The sequence below is a fragment of the Embleya sp. NPDC020630 genome, assembly GCF_044334985.1.
GTDB lineage: Bacteria > Actinomycetota > Actinomycetes > Streptomycetales > Streptomycetaceae > Embleya.
This window is the reverse complement of the sequence record NZ_JBIRUB010000023.1, coordinates 105,565-127,198: the sequence shown is the minus strand read 5'-3', so window position 1 is coordinate 127,198 and position 21,634 is coordinate 105,565. Positions and strand designations below refer to the sequence as shown.

The window sequence follows — 21,634 nt, the reverse complement described above, 5'->3', positions numbered from 1 at the left end:
TCCTGGACCGGCTGGTTCCTCACCGACAACGGCTACTTCCGCCACTGGGCCGACGACCGCGCCGGACTGTCCCCCGACCACGTCCTCGGCATCCCACTGCCCCAATTCGGCATGACCTGGGTACCCGCACCCCTACGCAGCCTGTGGCACTACCACGCCGAAATGTGGTCGTTCCACACGCATCTGGAGGCTCCGCACGACTACCAGTCGAACCCGTGGAGTTGGCTCGTCCTCGGCCGACCGGTGCTCTACTACAACGAGACCCTGCGGCAAGGCACCGCCGGGTGCGGCGAGCAGGAGTGTTACCGAACCATCATCGCCATCGGCACGCCGCTCCTGTGGTGGACCGGGGTGGTCGCGGTCGGCTACCTGCTGTTCCGCTGGGCGGGCCGGCGCGACTGGCGCGCGGGCGCGATCCTGTGCGGCCTGGCCGCCGCCTACCTCCCCTGGATGGCCTACCAGCAACGCACGATCTTCCTCTTCTACGCCGTCGCGTTCGTCCCATTCCTGTGCCTGGCCGTCACCATGATGCTCGGCGCACTCCTCGGCCCACCCGGAGCCACCGAACGCCGACGCGCCTGGGGCACCGCCGGAGTCGTCGCGATCATCGCCCTGATCGCCTGGAACTTCCTCTACTTCTACCCGATCCTCGCCGGCGAGACGATCGGTCGAAGCGCGTGGCTGGACCGCCTGTGGTTCGGCACCTGGATCTGAGCCGGCGAAGTACCGCCGTCAGCGGGCCCCTTCGACATGCGCCGCCAGATTGGCCAGTGAGGAGGCGATTCCGGCCTCGTGTATCGCCTGATCGATCCCGGCCGGCACACCCGTGGCGGTGACGGTCACCTCCGTCCCCGCACCGGCGGCAGCGAGGTGCCAGGTCATCGTCATGGTTCCCGCGTACGCCGGATCGTCGGCCGCGAACACCGCCCGCTGCACCACGCGTTCCGACGGCACCAGGTCGGCGAACGCGACGTCGACGACATCCGTCGCGTCCGACGTCTTGCCGGGACCGTCGGTGGCGTCGAGGTAGGTCAGGATCATCCGAAATCCCCCACCGGGCCGGGGATCCCACCGCTCGATCCGCCCACGCATACCGCTCGGCGGCAACCACGCCTCCAGGGATTCCCGGTCGAGGAGGGCACGGTAGACGGCCGCCGGCGACGCCGCGATCACCCGAACGACCCGATCCGTCCTGTCCATGACCCGAGTCTAGGGTTGCCGACCCGGCAGAGCATCCGGAGATCACAACAGGCGGGTGGCGCGTAGGAGGTTCCATACCGCCGTCACCCGGAAGCGGTCCTGGAAGGCCACGTATTCGGGTTCGCGCACGTGTGGGTCCCACTTGAGTTTGAAGGCTTCCTGGGTCCGCGCCGGGTACAGTTCGCGCCCACGCTTGGTCCCCTGTCGGAGCATCCAACCGAACAGGGCGGAGGCGCTGGGGGGTTCGTGCTCGTCCGCGAGTCCGACGAACGGGGCGAGTCCGAGGTGGAGCCAGCCCGCACCCTCCTCGGTGAAGGTGTTCAACGCGGTGAGGGTGATGAGTTCGTGGGTGCCGACGGGGGCCTGGGGGCGGCGGCGCGACAGGTCGCACAACCACCCGGGGCGGCTTCCCCACACGGGCGCGTACGTGATGTAGGCGACGACTTCCCCTCGGTGCCGGGCCAGGAACGTACGGCGCAACGTCCGGCCGATTCCGCCGTGTTCGCCGACCATGAAGGACAGTTGCCGCACGAGGCGGCCCTTCTCGCGCAGCCACTCGCGGTCGATCCGCTCCAGGGTGCGTCGGTCGGGCACGTCGTCGGATGCCACCTCCGTGACGACGACCCCCTCCCGTCGGGCCCGCGAGACGTTCTGCCGGACCTTGGCGAGGGGTTTGCCGCGCAGCGTGAAGCGGGACAGGTCGATGCCGTAGGCAACGCCGAGTTGGTTCACCGCGAAGCCGCGATCGGCGTAGAACGCGATGTCGTGCGAGCGCAGCTGAACCGCAGTCAGCACCCTGCGCCGGCCGGGGCCGCGTTCGAGCGTGTCCAGGTATTCGTCGAGCAGCGCCCCTCGGTGCTCGGGCGCCGCGAACGGTCCGGTGAACTGGATGTGGTGGCGCCGCCCCGGCAAAAACGCGACGAGCCCCGGGACGCCGCTCCCGTAGTGGTGGCGCGTGCCGGCATTGACCGCCAGGAAGGCACTCGGATGGTCGGCGTGGGCACGCAACATCCCGATCGGATCCTGCCCGCCCGCCATCGGTACCGCGACCCTGGTCGCCGCCCCGATGCCGCCGCCGGGCGCGGGCTCTCGGCTTCCGCCGGCCACTCCCCGCTGTACCGGCAGCGCGCCGCTGTTGCCGTCGTCGCCCTTCCCGTTCCCGCGATGCCGGTCGTTCCGGACGGAAGGCGGCTCTTCTGTGCCGAAGGTCATGGCTTCCCCAAGCTGAGGCGGTCGTGTCGTCGTGTCGCTGGGACAAACGAGTCGTCCGGAGGTGCTGATACGCCTTCACCGCGAAAAGGCCGGGAGGTTCACTCGTTCCACGTCGCGTACGGGACGGTGGGCGGGCCCCGAAGGGAACCCGCCCACCGCTACGACGTCGACCGTGTACCCGCGTCGGCTACGGCCGGTTCTCGACGGTGACCGACTCGGCGTCCGCGTGCACCACGAGATGGTGCCGCGTGTCGGGTTGGTCGGACAACCAGGCGATCCGGTTCTCCACGTCCACGACGACCCGGGCGGGGTGTTCGCCGTGGGCCCGGGCCACGTGTTCGCGCATCGCCACCTCCTCCGCGTGCAGTCGGGCCGGGGCGCCGGCGGGCAGTCCGTAGACGTAGGCCAGCCCGCCGGTGGGCCAGTCGGCCGTCTCCAGGACCGCCCGATCCAGCCGGCTCGCGCCGTCCACGACCTGGGACAGGCTCATCTTCGGCGCGGGTCGGCGTTCCAGGAGGAACGCCCGCCGATCGGCGCCGGATTGCAGTTCCAGCACGCTCGGCGGGGACACCATGCTGACGTTGCGGAACGCGGCGCACAGCCGATCCCCCGCCAGCACCTGGAAGTCGACGAACAGCAGGTCGCCCTCGGATCCGCCCGGTCGGGCCTCCACGCGCAGTTGCCCCTCGGTGGGGAACGGGGCGAAGAGGTCCATGCGGACCAGGCCGTGCGGATACGGCACCACATTGGGCCCGACCTGCGGGTACGGCAACCAGAACACCCGATCGGCGATGATGTGCGTCGCCGCGTCGAGCAGCCCGGGATGGGTGAACGTGCCGGGCACGGAACCCCGTTGCGCGTCCAGGATCCCGAAGGCGCCGCCGCTGCCGTAACCGACCTCGGTGAGGTACCGGAACGCCGGGCCGTGTGGCAACCGGTGGGTAAGGTAGGGCAGTTCGGCCCGCTGGGCATCGGTGAGCGGCGGCAGCGGAGCCGGCGTGTCGGGTCGGTCGAACGTGATCGTCGCCTCGGCGACGAGTTCGAACCTGGACAGCGCCTCGTTCCGGGCCGGCCGCCACATCAGCAGGCTGGCGTGCACGTCCCGGCCCCCATCGGCCATCGGCTCGACCCGGGTGAGCAGCCGGGTGGGGCTCACCACCGGGATCCAGCGTTGAAGGCGCAACTCCCGCAGACCGGTGGCCCGCAGGCCGGTGTACGTACTCGCCGCCTGGAACAGGTGATCCACCGTGCACATCATCGGCAACACCGGCAATGTCCAGGTGGGACAGTGGTCGAGCACCCACGGATCGGCATCGGGACTGACCACGAACTCGTTTTCGGCCGGGCCGGGTTGCGGCTCCGGAACGAGCGCCGCGACCTCCGCGACCGGCTGAACCGGCTCGATCGGCGGGATCGGCGGGGCCGACGGCGTCGGCAGAGTCGGAGCAACCGAGGCAACCGAGGCGACCGAGGCGACCGGTCCCGCCGAGTCCGCCACGAATGCATCCGCCTCCGGTCCGTACGACTGTTGGAACATGCCGGCGACTTCCAACAACGCCCGGGTCGCCTGCCGCTGAACCTCCAGGAACAGCAGGTGATTCTCATGCCGGGTGTTCATGAAATGCACATGCGACCTGCCGACGGCCCGCTGGTGCGCACTGAGCGCGGTCGGCACCAGAGTCTCCTCGACCGAACCCACAACCGGCACGGACACCGGAACCGGAACCGGAGCGGGGGCCGGAGCCGGAGCCGCAGCAGCAGCAGCAGCAGCCACAACCGAACCGGGAACGGGCCCCGGAGCCACCACCGGCACGGCCACCGCAGCCGGAGCCACCACCGGGCCCGCCGCTCCGCCGATCTCCGCCGCCGGCACCGCCCGAGCCGCAGGCAGCGTCACCAGTTCCCGCGCCGGCCGCGCGTCCTGGAGCCGAAGCACGGTCCTGAGGTCGAAGAAGGCAATGCTGGACAACCGCCTGGCAGGCGTCGACCCCTCCGCCCTTCGTCCCAGGGTCGCCACACCCGTCGCCGCCGGAGCCGTATCCCCGGCGCTCAGCAGGAGTTCGGCCACAGGCGCACCCAGCGGGGCCACGGTCACCTTCGCCCTCGCCAACTCCGCCCGCGGAAACGCCGGTCCCCCCACGGCCGGCACGGTGCGGTGATACAGCGCCACCGCGGCGCACGCCACGCTCAACAACCCGGCCGCGCAGTGCGGACGACCGAACAGGCCGGAGGGATCCAGCCGATCCGGCCGATCCGCAGGCGCCGACGAAGGATCGAGGTCGCCGACCACCAGGTCGACGGCGCCCGCTCCCGCATCGGCGCCGGCCCCGTCGTCGGCCTGCGGATCGATCACGGCAAGGACGGGATCGCCGTCCCGACGCGCGTGGTCGAGCCGCTTGAGGGCCAGCACCACGGCCGCGTTCCCCTCGGCTCCGGGCAGTCCGAGGTCGCGGACGACCGACCTATGCACCACCGTCGAGGCGAGGTCGACGGCGCCCACGAGCGCCGCGTCGCTCGCTCCGCTGCCGATCGCGTCGACCGCGAGGTCGAGCGCCCGGATCCCGGATGCCTCCTCCGCGCAGACCGCGACGCTGGCGTCGGTCAGCCGAAGTTGCGCACTGATCCGGTTGGCGGCGATGTTGCCCAGGCCCCCGAGGGACCACGGCGGACAGTTCAACGGGTCGGCGACCCGGTCCTCGGAGGATGCCGCGGCCGCCGCCGAGCGGCGCGCGTCCACGGTCGTGCGGTTGTGCCAGACGGAGAACTCGGCGTGCACGGTCGCGCTGCCGACACCCACGAGCACCATGGTGCGCTCGTCGGGCAGGGTCAGCGCGCGGGCCGCGTCGCGCGCGGCCTCCAGGACCAACAGGTGTTCCCCGGAGGTCTGCAGCATGTCGTTGGGCGGCATGCGCAGGCCGTCCACGCGCAGTTCCACCGTGCGCGGCGGCCGCAACCTCGGCTCACCGTTCAGCAGCGCCTCGACGAAGTCGCCGGTGGTGTCGCCGTCCCCGACGCGGGCGCCGAGACCGACGATCGCCACTTGGTGCCTGCGGCGCCCGGCGGGGCCGGGCACGGCCACGCCGGGGAAGGCGGTCGGCGTCCGGTCGGCGGTGTCCCAGGCATCCACGACCAGGTGCGCGTTGACCCCGCCGAATCCGAAACCGCTGACCGCGGCCCGCCGCAGCCCCCGCCATTCCTCCGGCCGGGCCAGGGGCCGCAGCGGTGTGCCGCGCAGGGCCTCGTTGGCGTCGTCGGCACCGACGGTCGGCGGCAGTGTGCCGTGTTCCATCGCGCCCAGCACCTTGAGCAGCGCGGCCCCGGACGCGGCGGTGAGCGGATGGCCGAGGTTGCCCTTGACCGACCCGATCGGCAGATCCGTACGCTCCGCGAAGATCCGGGCCGCGCAGCCCAGTTCCACGGTGTCGCCGACCGCCGTGCCGGTGGCGTGGCACTCCAGCAGCGACACCGTCTTGGGATCGATCCCGGCGGCCCGATAGGCCAGACTCATCGCGCGTTGTTGCTGACCGCCGTCCGGGACGAGCATGCCGCCCCGGCCGCCGTCGTTGGTCGCCCCGATCCCGCGGATCACGCCCAGCACGGGTACGTCCGCGGCCAGCGCGTCGTCGAGCCGCATCAGGGCGACCATCGCGGTGCCCTCGGCGGGCACGAGGCCGTCGGCCTCCCGGTGGAAGGGCCGCGACCGCGCAGTGGGGCTCAGCGCCCCGAGCCTGCCCATGCCGTGGCTGATGATCTCGGGTGCGCCGCCGTTCAGCGCCCCGGCGACCATCAGGTCCGCCTGCCGGAAGTGCAGCTTCCGGCAGGCGAGTTCGATCGCGTACAGCGCGGAGGCACAGGCCGCCTCCAAGACCACCGCGCCGGCCCGCAGCCCGAAGGCCCGGGCCACGAGCTGCGCCGGCAGGCCGAAGCAGAATCGGCTCATCGGGATCGGCGAATGCCGGTCGTGCCGGGGCCACTCGGCCCGGACCTCGGCCGGCTGCGACCGCAGCCAGACGTCCTCGGCGTACGCGACCATCGTCGTGGTCGGGCACGAGATGTTGCCCAGAACCAGGCCCGTGCGTCGGTGCAGCCCGAGCCGATCGACCTCGGCGAGCGCCTGCCGGGTCGCGTGCACGACCCAGCGCACGGTCGGGTCCAAGCCCTTGATCTGCTCGGCGTCGATGGCCAGGCCGTACGGGTCGAAGCGCTCTTCGAACCCGGTGACGTGGCCGAACACCGTGCTCGCCGGGTCGGCCCCGCTCCACTCGGGCCCGGCCGTCGGGCGCCCGATGGAGAACGGGGTCAGCCGTACCGCGCCGGAGACCACGGTGTCCCACAGTTCGGCGGGGGTGTGTGCTCCGGGCAGGACGCAGCCGCGTCCCACGATGGCGATTGCGGGGAAGTCCATGCCCCTCACGCGTCCGTCGAGATCAGCGCGGGCCGGGTCGCGTTCGACAGGTCCGGACGGTAGATCATCTCCACGCCGCCGAGCACGGCCAGGACCTGTTCCGCGCCACCCTGTTCGATGGTGAGCCAGATGTCGCAGACCGCGTCGTCGGTACCCTGCTTGACGCTGCGCACGGTGCACTTCACCGGTGTCGTCACGGCGCCGGTCGACACCACGCGCACCTCACGGATGCCCATCGGCAACGACTGCACGCTGGCCGAGGACAGCACCCACAAGCAGGCCGCCTGGAGTGCGCCGTCCATCACGAGCGGGTCGGTCTGCCAGGTGTCCTGCGCCCAACCGAGTTGCCGCGCCCCGATCAAGTCGCACGTCGCCCCGGTGGAGTTCAGCCCGTTGATCGTGTGGATGGCGTGGAAGCTCGGGCCGTGGAAGAGCATCGCTCCGTCGTAGACGGCGCTGCCCGGGTGTACCTCGAAGTTCTCGTCGGCGGGCTCGGGGGCCGGGGCGGTCAGCTTCGCCGCCTCACCCGGACCCGCGAGGGCCGAGTAGTGCAGCGCGCCGTCGAGGCTCTTGAGTTCCAGGCGCAGCGTGGTGTCGGGGTGCGTGCCGTCGGGACGCACGTGCACCCGCAGTCGGGTCTCCTCGGTCCCGAACTTCTCCAGCGCGATGGTGCGCAGCACGCGCAGGTCGCGGACCAGGAGGGAACCGTTGTCCGGCAGCGCGTCGCGCGCGGCGGCGGCGAACCATTCCAGGACCAGCGCCACGGGCACCACGGGGCGTCCCGCGATGCTGTGGTCGATCAGGTACGGGTGGGTGTCGGCGCCGACGACGATCTCGGTGACGTCCGGTCGGTCGGTCGGGTCACCGGTGGAGGCGGCGGTGCCGGCGGCGATCGAGACGCAGACCGGGCCGGGTTGTTCGAGTTCGGCCATGAACGCCTTGACGCCGGCGGCCTCTTCCAGGAGCGGGACGCCGAGTCGGCGGAAGTGCTCGGCGTGCGCCGGGGAGACCATGCCGGCGGCCCACGGGCCCCACGCGACGGCCTTGACCGTGGTCCCCGGGCGGTGCGCCGCCTCGGTCGCGGTGATCTGCTCCATGGCCTGGTTGGCCGCCGCGTAGTCGCACTGCCCCGCGGTGCCCAGTCGTGCGCTGACCGAGGAGAAGGCGCACACCAGGCGCACCGGGTCGTCGGCGGTCAGGTCGAGCAGGGTGCGGAATCCGCGCACCTTCGTGTCGTAGACGGTGGTGAACTGGGCCTCGGTCTTGGCCGAGATGTTGCTGTCGGCGATCACGCCTGCGGCGTGGATGACCCCGGTGATCGGGCCCCAGTCGCGGCGTACCTCGGCCAGTGCCTCGGCGACGCGCTCGCGGTCGGTGGCGTCGGCGGTGACGTAGCGGGTCTCCGCGCCGGCGACGGCCAGCTCGTCCAGGGTGCTGCGGATCTCGCGGGAGGCGAGCACGCGCCCGGAGGCGACGGCGAGTTCCGCCAGGGTCGGGGTCGCCCCGGTGTGCTCGTCGCGGCGGCTGCCCAGGATCTGGCGGATGGCGGTCTCGTCCGCGGCGCCGCGCAGTTCGTCGTCCTCGTCGACGGGGCGGGTCCGGCCCAGGAGCAGGAACTTCGGCCGGTGTGCGCGGGCCAGGGCGAACAGGCAGGACGCGGTGATGCCGCGGGCCCCGCCGGTGACCACGACCACGGGGTCCGGCCCGAGGTCGAGCGGCCGGGGCGCGCCCATCGGCTCGGTGGTGCCGCGCAGCAGCGCGCGCGAACCGTCGGCGGCCAGCGCGACGTCGGTGACGTCGTCGCCGTGCAGGAGTTCGGTGGCGATGGCCTGGGCGATGTCCTGCGGGGCGCGTCCGGCCCGGTCGATGTCGATCGTCTTGATCGAGGCGTGGGCCCATTCGTTCGCGGCGGTACGGGCGAGCGCGGCGATGCCCGCGCAGCCCTCGCGACCGCGCACGCCGGAGGTGCCGAAGGCGCCGCCGGTGTCCTGGACGACGACCAGTACGCCGCCTCGGCGGTCCATCGCCGAGGCGATGGTGCGCAGGGTCGTGAAGACCTCGCGGGTGGGTGCGTCCGGGTCCTGCTCGGGGTCGATCCCGCGCAGGCCGGCGAGGGAGATCACGGCCGTGGAGTCTTCGGTCACGTGGTCGGTGACGGAGGCTTTGATGCCTTCGCGGCGCAGGGTCTCGGCAAGGCATTCGGCGACGCCGGTGCCGTCGTCGGTGATCAGCAGGGGTTGTTCGCGCAGGCCCTTGAGCGCGGCGCCGGCGGCGGCCTCGACGGGTACGAGGCCGGCGCCGGTGCGCAGCACCGTGAACTGCGGCGCCTCGTGCTTGCTCTGCGCGGGAATCTGCTCCTGCGGACGCGCGGCCGGCGCGGCGGGGGCGGCGACGGGCGCCTGGGGCGGCGCGGGGGTGGCGTCGGGGGTGCGCAGCGAGGTGATCTTCTCGGCGATCGCGGCGATCGTACGCAGCCGGGCCAGGTCGGCCGGGTCCACGTCGGCCTCACCCGGGAAGTGGTCCCGCAACCGGGTCAGGATCTGCACCCGCTTGATCGAGTCCACACCCAGGTCCACCTCCAGATCCATCTCCGGAGTGAGCATCTCGACCGGATAGCCGGTCAGTTCCGCCACGATCGCCAACGCCACATCCGCGCCGCTCTCTTGAGCCGGAGCCGGCGCCGGAGCCGGAACGGCGGCCGGAGCGGGAGCCGGCACCAGGGCCTGCGTCCCGGGCTGAGCCTGCGCACCGGCACCGCCGGGGGCGCGCATCGACGTGATCTTCTCGGCGATCGCGGCGATCGTACGCAGCCGGGCCAGGTCGGCCGGGTCCACGTCGGCCTCACCCGGGAAGTGGTCCCGCAACCGGGTCAGGATCTGCACCCGCTTGATCGAGTCCACACCCAGGTCCACCTCCAGATCCATCTCCGGAGTGAGCATCTCGACCGGATAGCCGGTCAGTTCCGCCACGATCGCCAACGCCACATCCGCGCCGCTCTCCTGAACCGGAGCCGGCGCCGGAGCCGGAACGGCGGCCGGAGCAGGCATGGGAGCGGCGGCCGGAGCCGGGGCGGGCGCGGCCGAGAGAGCCGGTGCCTGGGTCGGGGCCGGAATCTGCGCCATTGCGGGCGGCGCCTGGACCACACTCTGGTGCGCGACGGGCGCGACGGGCGCGACCGGAGCCGGAGCAACCGGCGCCGCCGGCGCGGGCGGCCGGGCCTGGGTGACCGGGGCCGGCGCCTGGTACGCCGTCGGCATCGGCGGCGCGGGGCTGATCTCCAGGGCCGGCGGCCGGGCCTCCAGCGCACGCGGGCCCTGGGCGATCGGCGCCGGCATCTCGACCGGGGCGTGCGTCGGCGCGGCCGCGGCTCGCGGCTCGGCTCCGGGCCGCCAGGCCATCAGCGCGTCGAGCGAGGTCTTGGCCAGGTCCAGGTAGGAGGCGTGACTGGCCGAGGTCGTGCTCTGGTAGGCGCTGTGCGCGTCGCCCGCCTGGCGCTGGACCTCCAGGAACGCGTGCAGCCAGGCGCCGGAGGCGGTCACCGGCGACCAGGTGGACCCGGACGAGGTGACGTCGTGCGTCGTCGGCGTCTCGGCCGGCGGGTCGTAACGCACCGGCACGGCGGGGGCCGGCTGTACCGGAACGGGCGCCGGCACATAGGCGGGCGCCGGTGCCGGCGCCGGTGCGGCAGCCGCGAACTGCGCAGGAGCCGCAGCGACAACCGGAGCCGCAGTCGGAGGCGCAGCCACAGCCACAGCCGGAGCCGCGGCCGGCGGCGCCGCCTGCACCCGAGCCGGCGGCGGCGCCTGTGTGACGGCGAGCGGCGCCGGCGGCATCGGCCGCGCGGCGGCGACCGGCGGCGCCGGGCTCGTCGTCGCGGCGGCCGGCGGGAACCCGGTGCCCGACTGGTGGACCACGGGCACGGCGGGGGTGCTCTCGCGGTGGCCCACATCGGGGTTGGGACCGGAGATGGGGATGGTCATACCCGTCCTTGTCAGCGATGGCGAAGGAGTGCTCGAGGTGAACGAGGCCCACAGTGGGGCGAAGTCCAGGGGGCGACCGGCGACGGCCAGCGCACCCAGGACGCGGTGCAGTGCGGTGAGTCCGGATCCGCGGGTCTGGTCCGCGCTCAGCGCGAGGTGGGGCCGATCCGCGAGGATCCTGCCGACCAGGCCGGTGAGTACGGTGCCCGGGCCGGCCTCGACGAACGTACGGACGCCGTCGTCGTGCATGGCCAGGATCATGTCGGCGAACCGCACGGAGGAGGTCACGTGGTCGTGCAGCACGCTGCGGATCGCGGACGCCTCGCCGGGATACGGCCGGGCGTCGGCGTTGCCGTAGACGCCCATGCGCGGCGTCGCGAACTCGTACCGCTCCAGGGTGGGTCGCCACCCGGTGGTCGCGGACTGGAGCAGCGGGCTGTGGAAGGCGCAGGAGACGGCGAGCCGTTGGGTCCTGATCCCCTGCTCCTGCGCGCGCTTCTCCACCTTGACGATCGCGGATTCCGCGCCCGAGACGACGTGCTGCGTCGGGGAGTTGTAGTTCGCGACCCAGGCCCGGCGGATGCCGCGGACCAGGTCGTCCGCCTCCTTCGCGGAGGCGGTGACGGCGAGCATCGCGCCCGATACCTTGCCCGCGTCGCGCAGGAGTTCGCCGCGGGCCCGGGCCAGGGCCATCAGGGTTTCGTCGTCGTAGACGCCGGCCGCGTGCAGCGCGGAGAGTTCGCCGAAGCTGTGCCCCGCCACGCAGTCGGGCTCGAAGCCGACCGCGCGCAGGATCTCCCGCATCGCCAACGCGTGTGCGGCGAGCGCCGGTTGTGCGCATTCGGTGGCCTTGAGCCGTTCGGACTGCGTACGTTCGCCGGCCTCGTCCACGGCCGGCGGCGGGAAGACCAGGCGGTGCAGCGGGTGTCCGTCGATCTCGAAGCCGGCCAACCGGTCCCACGCGGCGAGCGCGAGCGGCTGGTGCAGCACGACGTCCATGCCCATCTCGGGGTACTGGCTGCCCTGCCCCGGGAACAACAACGCGATCTTGTCGGTCGAGGCGGGGCCGCACGCGTAGCGCACGCCGCCGGGCGTGTGGAAGGCCGCCCGGGCGTCGGCCGCGATCCGGCTTCGCGCGTCCGCCGCCTGGGCCCGGAGGTCGTCCTCGTCGCGAACGACCAGGCACAATCGGTGGGTTGCCGCGGCGTCGAAGGCGAGTTGGGTACGGCGCGCCAGGTCGGCCGGCGGCGCGGTGTCCGCGGCCAGCGCGTCGAGCGCCGTGACCAGCGCGGGGCCGGAGTCGGCGCTCAGCAGCAGCAGTTCGCTGGGCGCGCTGCGGGTGTACCGCTCGCCCGCCGGGGCGGTTTCCGCCGTGCGGTGCTCTTCGAGGGTGACGTGGAAGTTGGTTCCGCCGAAGCCGAAGCTGGAGACCGAGGCCCGCCTCGGGTGGTCGGTGCCGCGGATCCAGGGCCGGGTCCGGGTGCTCAGGTAGAAGGGGCCCTTCTCCAACTCCAGGGCGGGATCGGTGCGGTCGGCCTTGATCGTGGGCGGCAGGATCCGGTGGTGCAGGGCCAGGGCGGCCTTGGCCAGTCCGACGGCGCCGGCGGCGGTCCGGGTGTGGCCGATCTGCGACTTCACCGATCCGAGGGCGCAACGCGCGATGTCGGTCGGGTCGCCCGTGCCGAACACCTCCTGGAGGGCCGTCACTTCCGCGGTGTCGCCGGCCTTGGTTCCGGTGCCGTGCGCCTCGATCAGCTCCACCGTCGCGGGGCTGTAGCCCGCACTGGCGTAGGCCCGGCGCAGCGCGCGGACCTGCCCGGCGACGGCGGGGGCGTAGATCGAGGATCCGCGTCCGTCGGAGGAGGTGCCCACGCCGCGGATCACCGCGTAGATCCGGTCGCCGTCGCGTTCGGCGTCGGCCAGGCGCTTGAGCATGACCATGGCCACGGCCTCGCCCAGGAGGGTGCCGTCGGCGTCGGCGGAGAAGGGCCGGCACTCGCCCGACGGGGACAGCGCCGGGGTCTTGCTGAAGCAGGTGAACCCGAAGGCGTCGCACAGCGGGTCCACGCCACCGGTGATCATCATGTCGGCGCGGCCGAGGGTGAGTTCGTCGATGGCGGCGCTCATCGCGGACAGCGAGCTGGCACAGGCCGCGTCGGTGGTGTAGTTGCTGCCGTGCAGGTCGAAGTGACGGGCGACGCGACCGGCGATGACGTTGGTGAGCATGCCGGGGAAGGAACTCTCCTTCCACACCGGATACGAGGCGGCGATGGCCTCGCACAGCTCGTCGGCCTGGGCCTCCGGCACCCCGCGCGCGAGCATGACCCGGCGCCAGGTGGGCCGCTGGGACCGGAAGGACATGCGAAAGGCCAGCTCGGTGGGGCTGGCTCCCAGGATGATGCCGGTGCGTTCTCGCAGCGTCTCGGACGGGCCGTCGTCGCCGCAGGCGTCGCGCAGGACCCGTTCGGCCGCGACCAGGCTCAGCAGTTGTGCGGTGTCGGTGGCGTCGATCGTGGACGGTGGGGTGCCGAAGGCCAGCGGGTCGAACGCCACCGGCGACATGAACGCGCCACGCTTGCCGTAGGTCTTGTCGGGGGCGGTGGGGTCGCTCGAATAGTGATCGCTGACGAGCCAGTGGGTGTCCGGCACGTCTCGGATGAGGTCACGGGCGTGGACCACGTCGCGCCAGAACCCGCCGACGTCCGAGGAACCGGGCAGCAGGGTGCTCAGGCCGACAACGGCGATGGGTGGTTGGGAGGGACGGGAACTCTCGGGCACGGGACTCCTTGCGATATGCGAGTCAGAGGAGTTCATGGGCGTGGACGGTGAACGCCTGAGGGGGCAGGTCGACACCGTGGCTGCGCAACTGCTGCGCGCGGGTGAGCACCGTCGCGCCTTCCATGAGATTGCGGGCGATCTGCACCACGGACAGGTTCGCGGGATCGGCGAGGAATCCGTCCTTGCGCCAGTCGTTGAACGCGCCGACCGCGGGGCCGCACCAGATCTGGTAGTCCACGCTGCGGTCGGCGACCCCGGTGGTCGCCCAGGTGCTGGACATGCCCAGGTACCAGCGGAACACCAGCGCCATGCGGTGTTTGCCGTCCACGGCCGCGCGGTCGGCCTGCGCGGGCTCCCTGCTGCGCCAGAACTCCTCCGTTTGGGCCCACACTTGCGCCACCGGCTGACGGAACATCTCGCGTTCGAGTCGGGCGATCTGCGCCGGCGGGATGTCCTCCAGCGACTCGTGGTCGCGGTACAGCTGGAAGAGTCTGGAGGCCCGGGCGGCGAACATCGTGCCGCGGCTGAGGACCTGTACCTTCGAGCCCATCTCGAACATGTCCGCGGACGGCGCCATGGCCACGTCCATCGTGTCCGCGGCCTGGAGCATCGTGCGGGCCCGGTCGGAGGTGTCGGCCTCCAGGCTGAGCTGGTTGACCGATCCGGTCACCACGTACGCGGCGCCCATCGCGAACGCGGCGGCGACGGCGTGCGGGGTGCCCAGGCCGCCGGCCGCGCCGATCCTGGTGCGCGGCGCGATGCCGTGCCGGTGGGCGACGGTGTCGCGCAGGGCCAGGATCTGCGGGAGCGCGGTGGACAGCGGCCTGCCGTCGGTGTGCCCGCCGCTGTCGGACTCCACGGTCAGGTCGTCGACCATCGGCACGCGGGCGGCGAGGGCCACCTCGTCGGCGGTCAACAGACCCTGGGCGAGCAGTTCGTGCAGCAGCTCGGGGGGCGCCGGTGCGAGGAACTGTTCGGCCACCTCGGGCCGGGAGACCTTGGCCATCATCATTCGGGGACGCACGATCCGGCCGTCGGCGCGCATCTGCAGGCCCGCCGCGCAGCAGTGCACAAGGGCGCGGGTGACCTTGCTGAACGCCGACACGGACACGCACCGCACGCCGTGTCGGATGGCGAGGGCGGCGACCTCGTCCTCCCACGCGGGTGAGTGCGGGTTGTGGATGATGTTCACCCCCCACGGGGCGTGTTCGGGCAGCCTGTGGCGCAGTTCCTCGATCGCCCGGCGCACCGCGTCGATCGGCAGTCCGGCCGCTCCGAAGATGCCGAGCAGGTCGGCGCGCGCCATCGCCTCGACCATGGCGATGCCCGCGATGCCCTGGGCCATCTCACCGGCCACGTAGGGGAATCGCACGCCGTGGTCGGTGGTGAACGAACGATCCCCGAGCCATTCGGGATACAGCGGGGAGAGTGTGCCGACGACTTCGCAGCCGTCGACGGGCGCGTCACCCAGGACGGCGCCGGTCACGGAGTCGGACAGGCGCCGAACGATCGTGGCCATGCTCCGCGGTTGGCGAAGCACGGCCAGGAGACCGTCGGCGGTGGGATCCGACACGTCACGACGAGGTGATGCCTGCAGTCCGATGGTCATGAGCGGTTTCTCCTGTGGCCTTTCGGAAAGGGTGTCGGAGTCGGGTTTCGTCGACCGTCAGAGAATCCCGTGCGTGCCGGCCAGGAGATAGGCCATGTCGACGGTCGTCCGGGAACAGGGTCCGCCCAGGACACGGCGCGCGTTGCGGTCGTCGAAGACCCGCGTGTGCCGAAAGTACGCGGCGAACCCGGCGTAGCTGTGAAAGCGCTGCTCGGCCGGGGAGAGCCTTTCGGGAAGCTCGGGCCGGAGGACGATGCGGATCGGGGCAAATTTCTCGAAGAGTTCGATGAGCGTCGTGGCGGAGACGTCGTCCGGGTGGACGATGTGGTATGTCTCCGCGTCCGTGGACCGGTGTTCCGCGGCGATGCTCACGATGGCCTTCGCGGCGTCCTCGACGGGGAGGCAGTTCAGTCGCGCGTCGGCCTGTCCCTGCATGTGGATGACCGGCCGCAGACCTCGTGGAATGGAGAGTCCGGCGATGCCCCTTTCGATCGTCGAGGCACGCAGCAGCGCGCTGATGGTCTGAAAGGGGTGCGCCGGGAGTCCCGGGGTCGGGGGCCGGTCGGTGAGGAGGATGCTGGGTCGCATGACCAGTGCCGGCATTCCGCTTTCCCGGGCCCATCGGCCAACCAGGGATTCGGCGTCGCACTTGGACCGCTCGTATTCGTTCTCGAAGCCGTAGGTGTCGATCAGGTCGGCTTCGGCGACGGTGCCCGAGCGTCGGGCGCCGGCCACGAACGCGGTGCTGACATGGCAGAAAGGCGCGCCGTGCGGACTCCTTGCGGCGATGTCGAGGAAGTTTTGCGTTCCGTTGACATTCACCGGCCGGATCGCGCGGGCACCGGTGTTGAGATCGATGTTTCCGGCACTGTGGAGGAACATGTCGGCTCGCCGGACGAGTTTTTCCACCCGGTCGTCGGGGAGGCCGAACAGGGGACGCTCGATTTCGATGTCCAGTTCGTCGGCGCGGCGCCGAAATTTCCGAATGAAATCCGGTGTCTCCCCCAGTCGACCGAGGGCGTGCGAGATTCGGTCGATGGCGCTCGTACTGCTGCGGCGCGAGAGCAGCGTGACGGAGCAATTCCGATTCACGAGTTCACGAACGAGCCGCAGACCCAGGAAACCGGTGCCTCCGGTCAATACAACCTGCACGGTCTCATTCCTCTTCTCGTGGAACCGATGGCCGGTCTATTGCGACGTCGATACTATCCATGCGCGGGTGCTGGAAAAGTCCACGCCCCGGCGCGGGAAGTCAGATTCACCGGTATGGGCTAGTTCCGAGCCGGGGTGTCGATGGGCATATTTGTCCACTCGCCCGCCGGTCGAACACATCCGATTCTTATACATACGATTTATTGCGCTGCGGCGGCCGTGGCCGGCAATAACGAGTTGTGGTCCGTATGCGCGGTACCCTCGCTTGCGGTGCGAACAATTCCTCCGGATATCCGTGGACGCGGCGGACCGTCGCGACAGGATTCGCCCCTGCCCGGCCGCCCGACGCGATGGCGGCCCGGAGTTCGCCATGCCCGCGCCCGAGCCCGTGTTCCCCGCACCCGAGCCCGGTTCACGGGCGTCCTCGCCCATCGCACAGACGACGTCGTCCTGGGAGGACACACACAATGCTCGACACCATCCCGGTCCCACCTCCCGAGCACGAGACGCCGGACCCGCCCGGCGACCCGCTGGGCCGCCTCGCCGGGCTGTGCGTACGGCACCGCCGCCCGCTCCTGGCCGGCGCGCTGATCGTCCTGCTCCTGGCCACCGTCGTGGTCGCCGGCGCCAAGGACCGCTGGTCCAACGGCGGTTTCACCGCGACGGGGACCCGGGCCGCGGAGGCCGAGCGGGTCGCCGCCCGATACGGGGCCGACGCCGCGGACCTGGTGTTCTACATCCGTGCCGACAAGCCGGTGGACGACGCCGAGGTCGCCGAGGCGGGCCGGCGGATCACCGCGCTGGTCGCGGGCCGACCGGGCGTGGACGCGGCGCAGTCCTACTGGACCACCAACTCCCCCCTGTTGCGCTCGCGTGACGGCAAGGGCGCGCTGATCCGCGTCGACCTGGCCGGGAGCGAACGCGACGGCGCGGTGGCCTCGCGCGCCCTGGTACCGGCCGTGCGCAAGGCGGCGGCCGGTCTGCGGGTCGACGCCACCGGGCCCGCGTGGTTGAACGCGCAGGCCACCGACGAGTCCGAACGCGACCTCGAACGCGGGGAGTTGCTGGCGGCGCCGCTGACCATGATCATCCTGTTGCTCGCGTTCGGGTCGTTGACCGCGGCGGCGATCCCACTCGCCATCGGCGCGGTCTCCGTGGCCGGGGCACTGGCCGTCCTGGCCACCCTGACGCTCACGATGCCGATCACCGTGTTCGCGATCAACATCTGCGCGGCGCTGGGCTTCGCCCTGTCCGTCGACTACGCCCTGTTCATCGTGACCCGCTATCGCGAGGAACTCTCCCGGGGCGTCGAGTCGCGCCGGGCCATCGTGCTGAGCATGGCCACCGCCGGGCGGGCCGTGCTGTTCTCCGCGGCGACGGTGGCGCTGTGTCTGTCCGCGCTGTTCGTCTTCCCGCTGGAACTGCTGCGCTCGTTGGCGTGGGCATCGATCCTGGTGGTGGGCATCTCGTCGCTGACGTCCCTGCTCGTACTGCCCGCGCTGCTCGCCGTGTTGGGACCGCGTCTGGATCGACTGGACCCGTTCCGGCGTTTGCGGCGCGGGCGCGGACGGGCGGGCGGCGGCAGCCCCGCCTGGCGTCGCATCGCCACGCTCGCCACCGCCCGGCCGATCCTGTGCGGAGGCATCGCCGCGGCCCTACTTCTGGTCCTGGCGCTGCCCTTCCTGCACGCGCGCTTCACCACCATCGACGAGAAGATCCTGCCGACGAGTTCCGAACCGCACCGCGCCGCGGAGCTGTTGCGCGGCGACTTCGTCGACCCGCCCGAGCGAATCATCCCGGTGATCCTGCCCCGGGCGAACGCGGCGACCGACGCCCCGGCGATCGACGCCTACGCCCGACGGTTGTCCGCGCTGCCCCACGTCGCGCACGTGATCGCCGACACCGGCGACTACCGCGCGGGACTGCCCGTCCGGACAACGGAGTTGCCGGCGTCACAGCCGGCGGGGGCCGCCGCCGACGGTACGACGAGCGTGGTCGTGCGTCCGGCCGCGCCGCCGGAGCCGACCCGCCCCGCCGTCGTGGGCAGCGTGCTGCGCGTGGTCGGCACGGACGACAGCCAGTCGCCCGACACGGTCGCGCTCGTCCACCGGTTGCGCACCCTGCCCGCCCCGCAGCCCCACCTGGTCGCGGGCAAGGCGGCCGAGTTGACCGACACCAAGCACACCCTGCGCGAGGCACTCCCCTACGGCGCCGCGATCATGCTGGTCGGCACCCTGGTCATGCTCTTCCTGTTCACCCGCAGCGTCCTGGTGCCGATCAAGGCGGTCGTGATGGGCCTGCTCAGCATGACCGCGAGCCTGGGCGCCATCGTCTACGTGTTCCAGGACGGTCATCTGCGGTGGCTGGTCGGCGACTTCACCACCGACGGCACGCTGGAGACCACGATGCCGCTGCTGACCCTGGCCATCGCGTTCGGCATCTCCGTGGACTACGAGGTCTTCCTCCTCGCCCGCATCAAGGAGGAGTTCGTGCGCACCGGCGACAACACCCGGTCGATTGTCTTCGGGATCGAGCACACGGGTCGACTGTTCACCGCCGCGGCGCTGATCGTCGCCGCCACCATGGTCGCGCTGACCATGTCCCACGTCACCCTGCTCAAGACGGTCGGCGTCGGCCTCGCGGTCGCGGTCGTGGTGGACGCCACCGTCGTCCGCGGCGTCCTGGTCCCGGCCCTGATGCGACTCACCGGCCGGGCCAACTGGTGGGCGCCCTCGTGGTCGTTGCCCCGACGCCCCCGCGACACCGGCGCGAAGTTGCCCGACGCCCGTACGGAGGCCCACCCCGAACTCGTCGGCCAGGCGGCCGACTCCGCCGCCGACGGGGCCGACCGACCCGCCGGCTGACCGCCCTCGGGATGCCGGGTCGAAACGGCAAATCGTCCGACCCACAAGGCTGTTCGGATATCACGTGCCGAAAGTCGCGCCATTACCCGTTCGGCCGATCGTGTTTCCGGCCGGGCTCCCCCGAGGGCATAGAGTCTCCGCGATCGGCCGGCATTCGCCGAACGCAACCGACCCCCCGCCTTTTCGCGAAGTTCGCGTAGGACGAATCGAGAATCGCCTGTGGAATCCATCTGCCGCCCGCTCGGCACTCGCTCTCCGCGTCCGGACCTGGTCACCTATACACCCCGACCGCACGCACCGGTGCGGATGTTCACCATCCCCTATGCGGGCGCGGACGCGACCATGTTCGCGTCGTGGGTGGATTACCTGCCGGATTCGGTCGAGGTGACGGCCGTACGACTTCCCGGTCGCGGCGCACGTACGGGCGAGGTGTCACTCACCGACCCCGCCCAATTGAGCGCGATGGTCGCGGAACTCGTGCTGGAATCCGACGACGGTCGGCCGTACGTCTTCTTCGGCCACAGCATCGGCGCGATGATCGCCTTCGACACCGTGCGCGAGCTGCGCCGATGCGGTCACCGGATGCCGTCGTTGCTGGCCCTGTCGGCCGTGCCGCCGCCGCAGGGCGGCGCGTTCGCGCGCGCGTGCCAGCCGATCCTGATCTCGGATCAGCCCTGGCGGCAACTGGGACTGACCGACCTGCTGCCGCCCGAGGTGTTTCGCGACCAGGGCTCGATGGCGGCCTTCGGGCCGCCCATGATGGCCGACCTCCTGTTGGCCCTCCAGCACCGGTACGTCCACGAGGCGCCGTTGGATTGTGTGTTGAGTGTCTTCGGTGCACGCGACGACACCCTGGTCCCGGTGGAATCGTTGTCGAATTGGCAGGAACAAACGACGCGGCCCCTGCGACTGCGCACCTATCCCGGCGGCCATCTGTACGTGCACGAGGCATTGCCGAGTCTGCTGACCGACCTCTCCACCGATCTGCGCTCCACCATCGGCGCCTTCTCCTGAATTTCGGCGCCGATGTCCCCTCATCCACGTGCGGTCGAGTTTTTGGAGTGAACCCGTGATTCGAGACTACGCAGGACGCGTGTGCACGGTGACGGGAGCCGCCTCCGGAATCGGACAGGCACTCGCGTTCGCCCTCGCCGAACACGGCGCGCGGCTGGCCCTCGCCGACGTCGACGCGCAGGGCCTGGACACAACCGCCAGGCGGGCCCGGGAGTTGGGCGCGGAGCAGGTGCACGTCGACGTGGTCGACGTCGCGCGGCGCGAGCAGGTGCAGGACTGGGCGGACACCACCGCGGAGCGCTTCGGCCAGGTCAACCTGGTGATCAACAACGCCGGGGTGGCGTTGACCGCGAGCGTCGACGAGATGGAGTGGGCCGACTTCGAATGGATCATGGGCGTCAACTTCTGGGGCGTGGCCCACGGCACGAAGTCCTTCCTCCCGCACCTGCGCCGCGCCGATCCGGCGCGCGGCGCCCATCTGGTCAACGTCTCCTCCTCGTTCGGGCTGTTCGGGATGCCCGAGCGCAGCGCCTACTCCGCGACCAAGTACGCCGTGCGGGGCTTCTCCGAGTCCGTACGCAACGAACTGCGCCGTGAGGGCAGCGCGGTCGGGGTGACCACCGCGTACCCCGGCGGGATCAGGACCTCCATCGTGCGCAACTCGCGGGCGGCGCGGGGCACCGACCGGGCCGAGGTCGTGGCGGTGCACGACTCGTTGTCCAAGACCTCGCCGGAGCACGCGGCGCGCGTGATCCTCGGCAGCGTCCGCAAAAGCCGCACCCGCGTGTGCATCGGCCTCGACGCGAAGGTCATGGACCTGGGCACCAGGCTGCTGGGCTCCGCGTTCGAACCGGTCGTACACGCCTCGATCGAACGGGCTCGGGCGAAGGTCGTGCGCCAGGCGGCCCCGCGGTCCTGACCCGGCGAAGCCGCACAAGCCTCCGAAAAACACGTCGGCCTGCTCGATCCGATCGGATCGAGCAGGCCGACGTCCATGTGTGGCGTCAGCTGGGGGCGTTCCAGCCGCCGCCACCGCCGAACGGGCCCCAGCCGCCGCCACCGCCGCCGCCGTGCTCGTCACCGCCGCCGTAGCCCCAGCCGCCCAGGCCGCCGCCACCACCCCAACCGCCGTCCTGCGGAACCGACGCCGGCGCCGCGTGGTCGGCGTGCGCCGTCAGGGCGAACGCCGGGCCGGCGGCCGCACCCGCCATGAGCAGCGCGGCGGCAACGGTGCCGGAAGCGCGCGTGATCCTACGCATGAGATCCCCTTGTCCTCTCGAAGAGACCACCTCACCTGAGGCGGTCGGGTTCATCCTGAACGCGGATCCGCGGACGGCGGGCATCCGAACCGCCTCGAATAACCTGACGAATGCCGAGACTTCGGGCATCGTCGCTGCTCACCGCGCATGTCGGCGATTTT

At 71.5% G+C, this 21,634-nt stretch carries 10 protein-coding genes and 1 pseudogene; 4 read left to right on the top strand and 7 right to left on the bottom strand.

The annotated features are described in order from the left end of the window. Positions 1-714, top strand: a pseudogene (locus ACH4XV_RS41615) (phospholipid carrier-dependent glycosyltransferase); the annotation flags it as partial. Between the two features lie 18 nt (positions 715-732). Here the strand turns inward: ACH4XV_RS41615 and ACH4XV_RS41610 are convergent. The 6 genes from ACH4XV_RS41610 to ACH4XV_RS41585 form a co-directional block, all read right to left on the bottom strand. Beyond that, on the bottom strand, positions 733-1,200 hold the full coding sequence (locus tag ACH4XV_RS41610; protein WP_395798668.1) for an SRPBCC family protein: 468 nt from the start codon (positions 1,198-1,200) through the stop codon (positions 733-735). Positions 1,201-1,242: 42 nt separating this feature from the next. Beyond that, entirely contained in the window at positions 1,243-2,412 is a 1,170-nt protein-coding gene (locus tag ACH4XV_RS41605; protein ID WP_395798666.1) for a phosphatidylglycerol lysyltransferase domain-containing protein, read from the bottom strand. A gap of 187 nt (positions 2,413-2,599) precedes the next feature. Then, a complete protein-coding gene (locus tag ACH4XV_RS41600; protein WP_395798664.1) occupies positions 2,600-6,817 on the bottom strand; it encodes a beta-ketoacyl synthase N-terminal-like domain-containing protein in 4,218 nt (1,405 codons plus the stop codon). 5 nt (positions 6,818-6,822) lie between these two features. Then, positions 6,823-13,575: an SDR family NAD(P)-dependent oxidoreductase gene (locus ACH4XV_RS41595; RefSeq protein ID WP_395798662.1), complete on the bottom strand. Its 6,753-nt coding sequence runs from the start codon at positions 13,573-13,575 to the stop codon at positions 6,823-6,825. A 22-nt stretch (positions 13,576-13,597) separates the two neighbouring features. Then, positions 13,598-15,184: a PfaD family polyunsaturated fatty acid/polyketide biosynthesis protein gene (locus tag ACH4XV_RS41590; protein WP_395798660.1), complete on the bottom strand. Its 1,587-nt coding sequence runs from the start codon at positions 15,182-15,184 to the stop codon at positions 13,598-13,600. A 57-nt stretch (positions 15,185-15,241) separates the two neighbouring features. Further along, positions 15,242-16,336, bottom strand: coding sequence for an SDR family oxidoreductase (locus ACH4XV_RS41585; RefSeq protein ID WP_395798658.1), 1,095 nt, complete (start codon positions 16,334-16,336; stop codon positions 15,242-15,244). Positions 16,337-16,803: 467 nt separating this feature from the next. On the opposite strand from ACH4XV_RS41585, the gene ACH4XV_RS41580 reads away from it, so the two are divergent. The 3 genes from ACH4XV_RS41580 to ACH4XV_RS41570 all read left to right on the top strand — a co-directional run bounded on the left by ACH4XV_RS41580 (position 16,804) and on the right by ACH4XV_RS41570 (position 21,133). Next, positions 16,804-19,200, top strand: coding sequence for an MMPL family transporter (locus ACH4XV_RS41580; protein ID WP_395798656.1), 2,397 nt, complete (start codon positions 16,804-16,806; stop codon positions 19,198-19,200). A gap of 219 nt (positions 19,201-19,419) precedes the next feature. Continuing rightward, positions 19,420-20,214 carry a thioesterase II family protein gene (locus ACH4XV_RS41575; RefSeq protein WP_395798655.1) on the top strand — a complete coding sequence of 265 codons (795 nt, stop codon included), beginning with the start codon at positions 19,420-19,422 and terminating at the stop codon, positions 20,212-20,214. Between the two features lie 55 nt (positions 20,215-20,269). Then, positions 20,270-21,133: an SDR family NAD(P)-dependent oxidoreductase gene (locus tag ACH4XV_RS41570; protein WP_395798653.1), complete on the top strand. Its 864-nt coding sequence runs from the start codon at positions 20,270-20,272 to the stop codon at positions 21,131-21,133. An 85-nt stretch (positions 21,134-21,218) separates the two neighbouring features. Here the strand turns inward: ACH4XV_RS41570 and ACH4XV_RS41565 are convergent, their stop codons facing one another. Next, positions 21,219-21,473, bottom strand: a complete 255-nt coding sequence (locus ACH4XV_RS41565; RefSeq protein ID WP_395798651.1) for a hypothetical protein — start codon at positions 21,471-21,473, stop codon at positions 21,219-21,221. Positions 21,474-21,634: the final 161 nt, after the last annotated feature.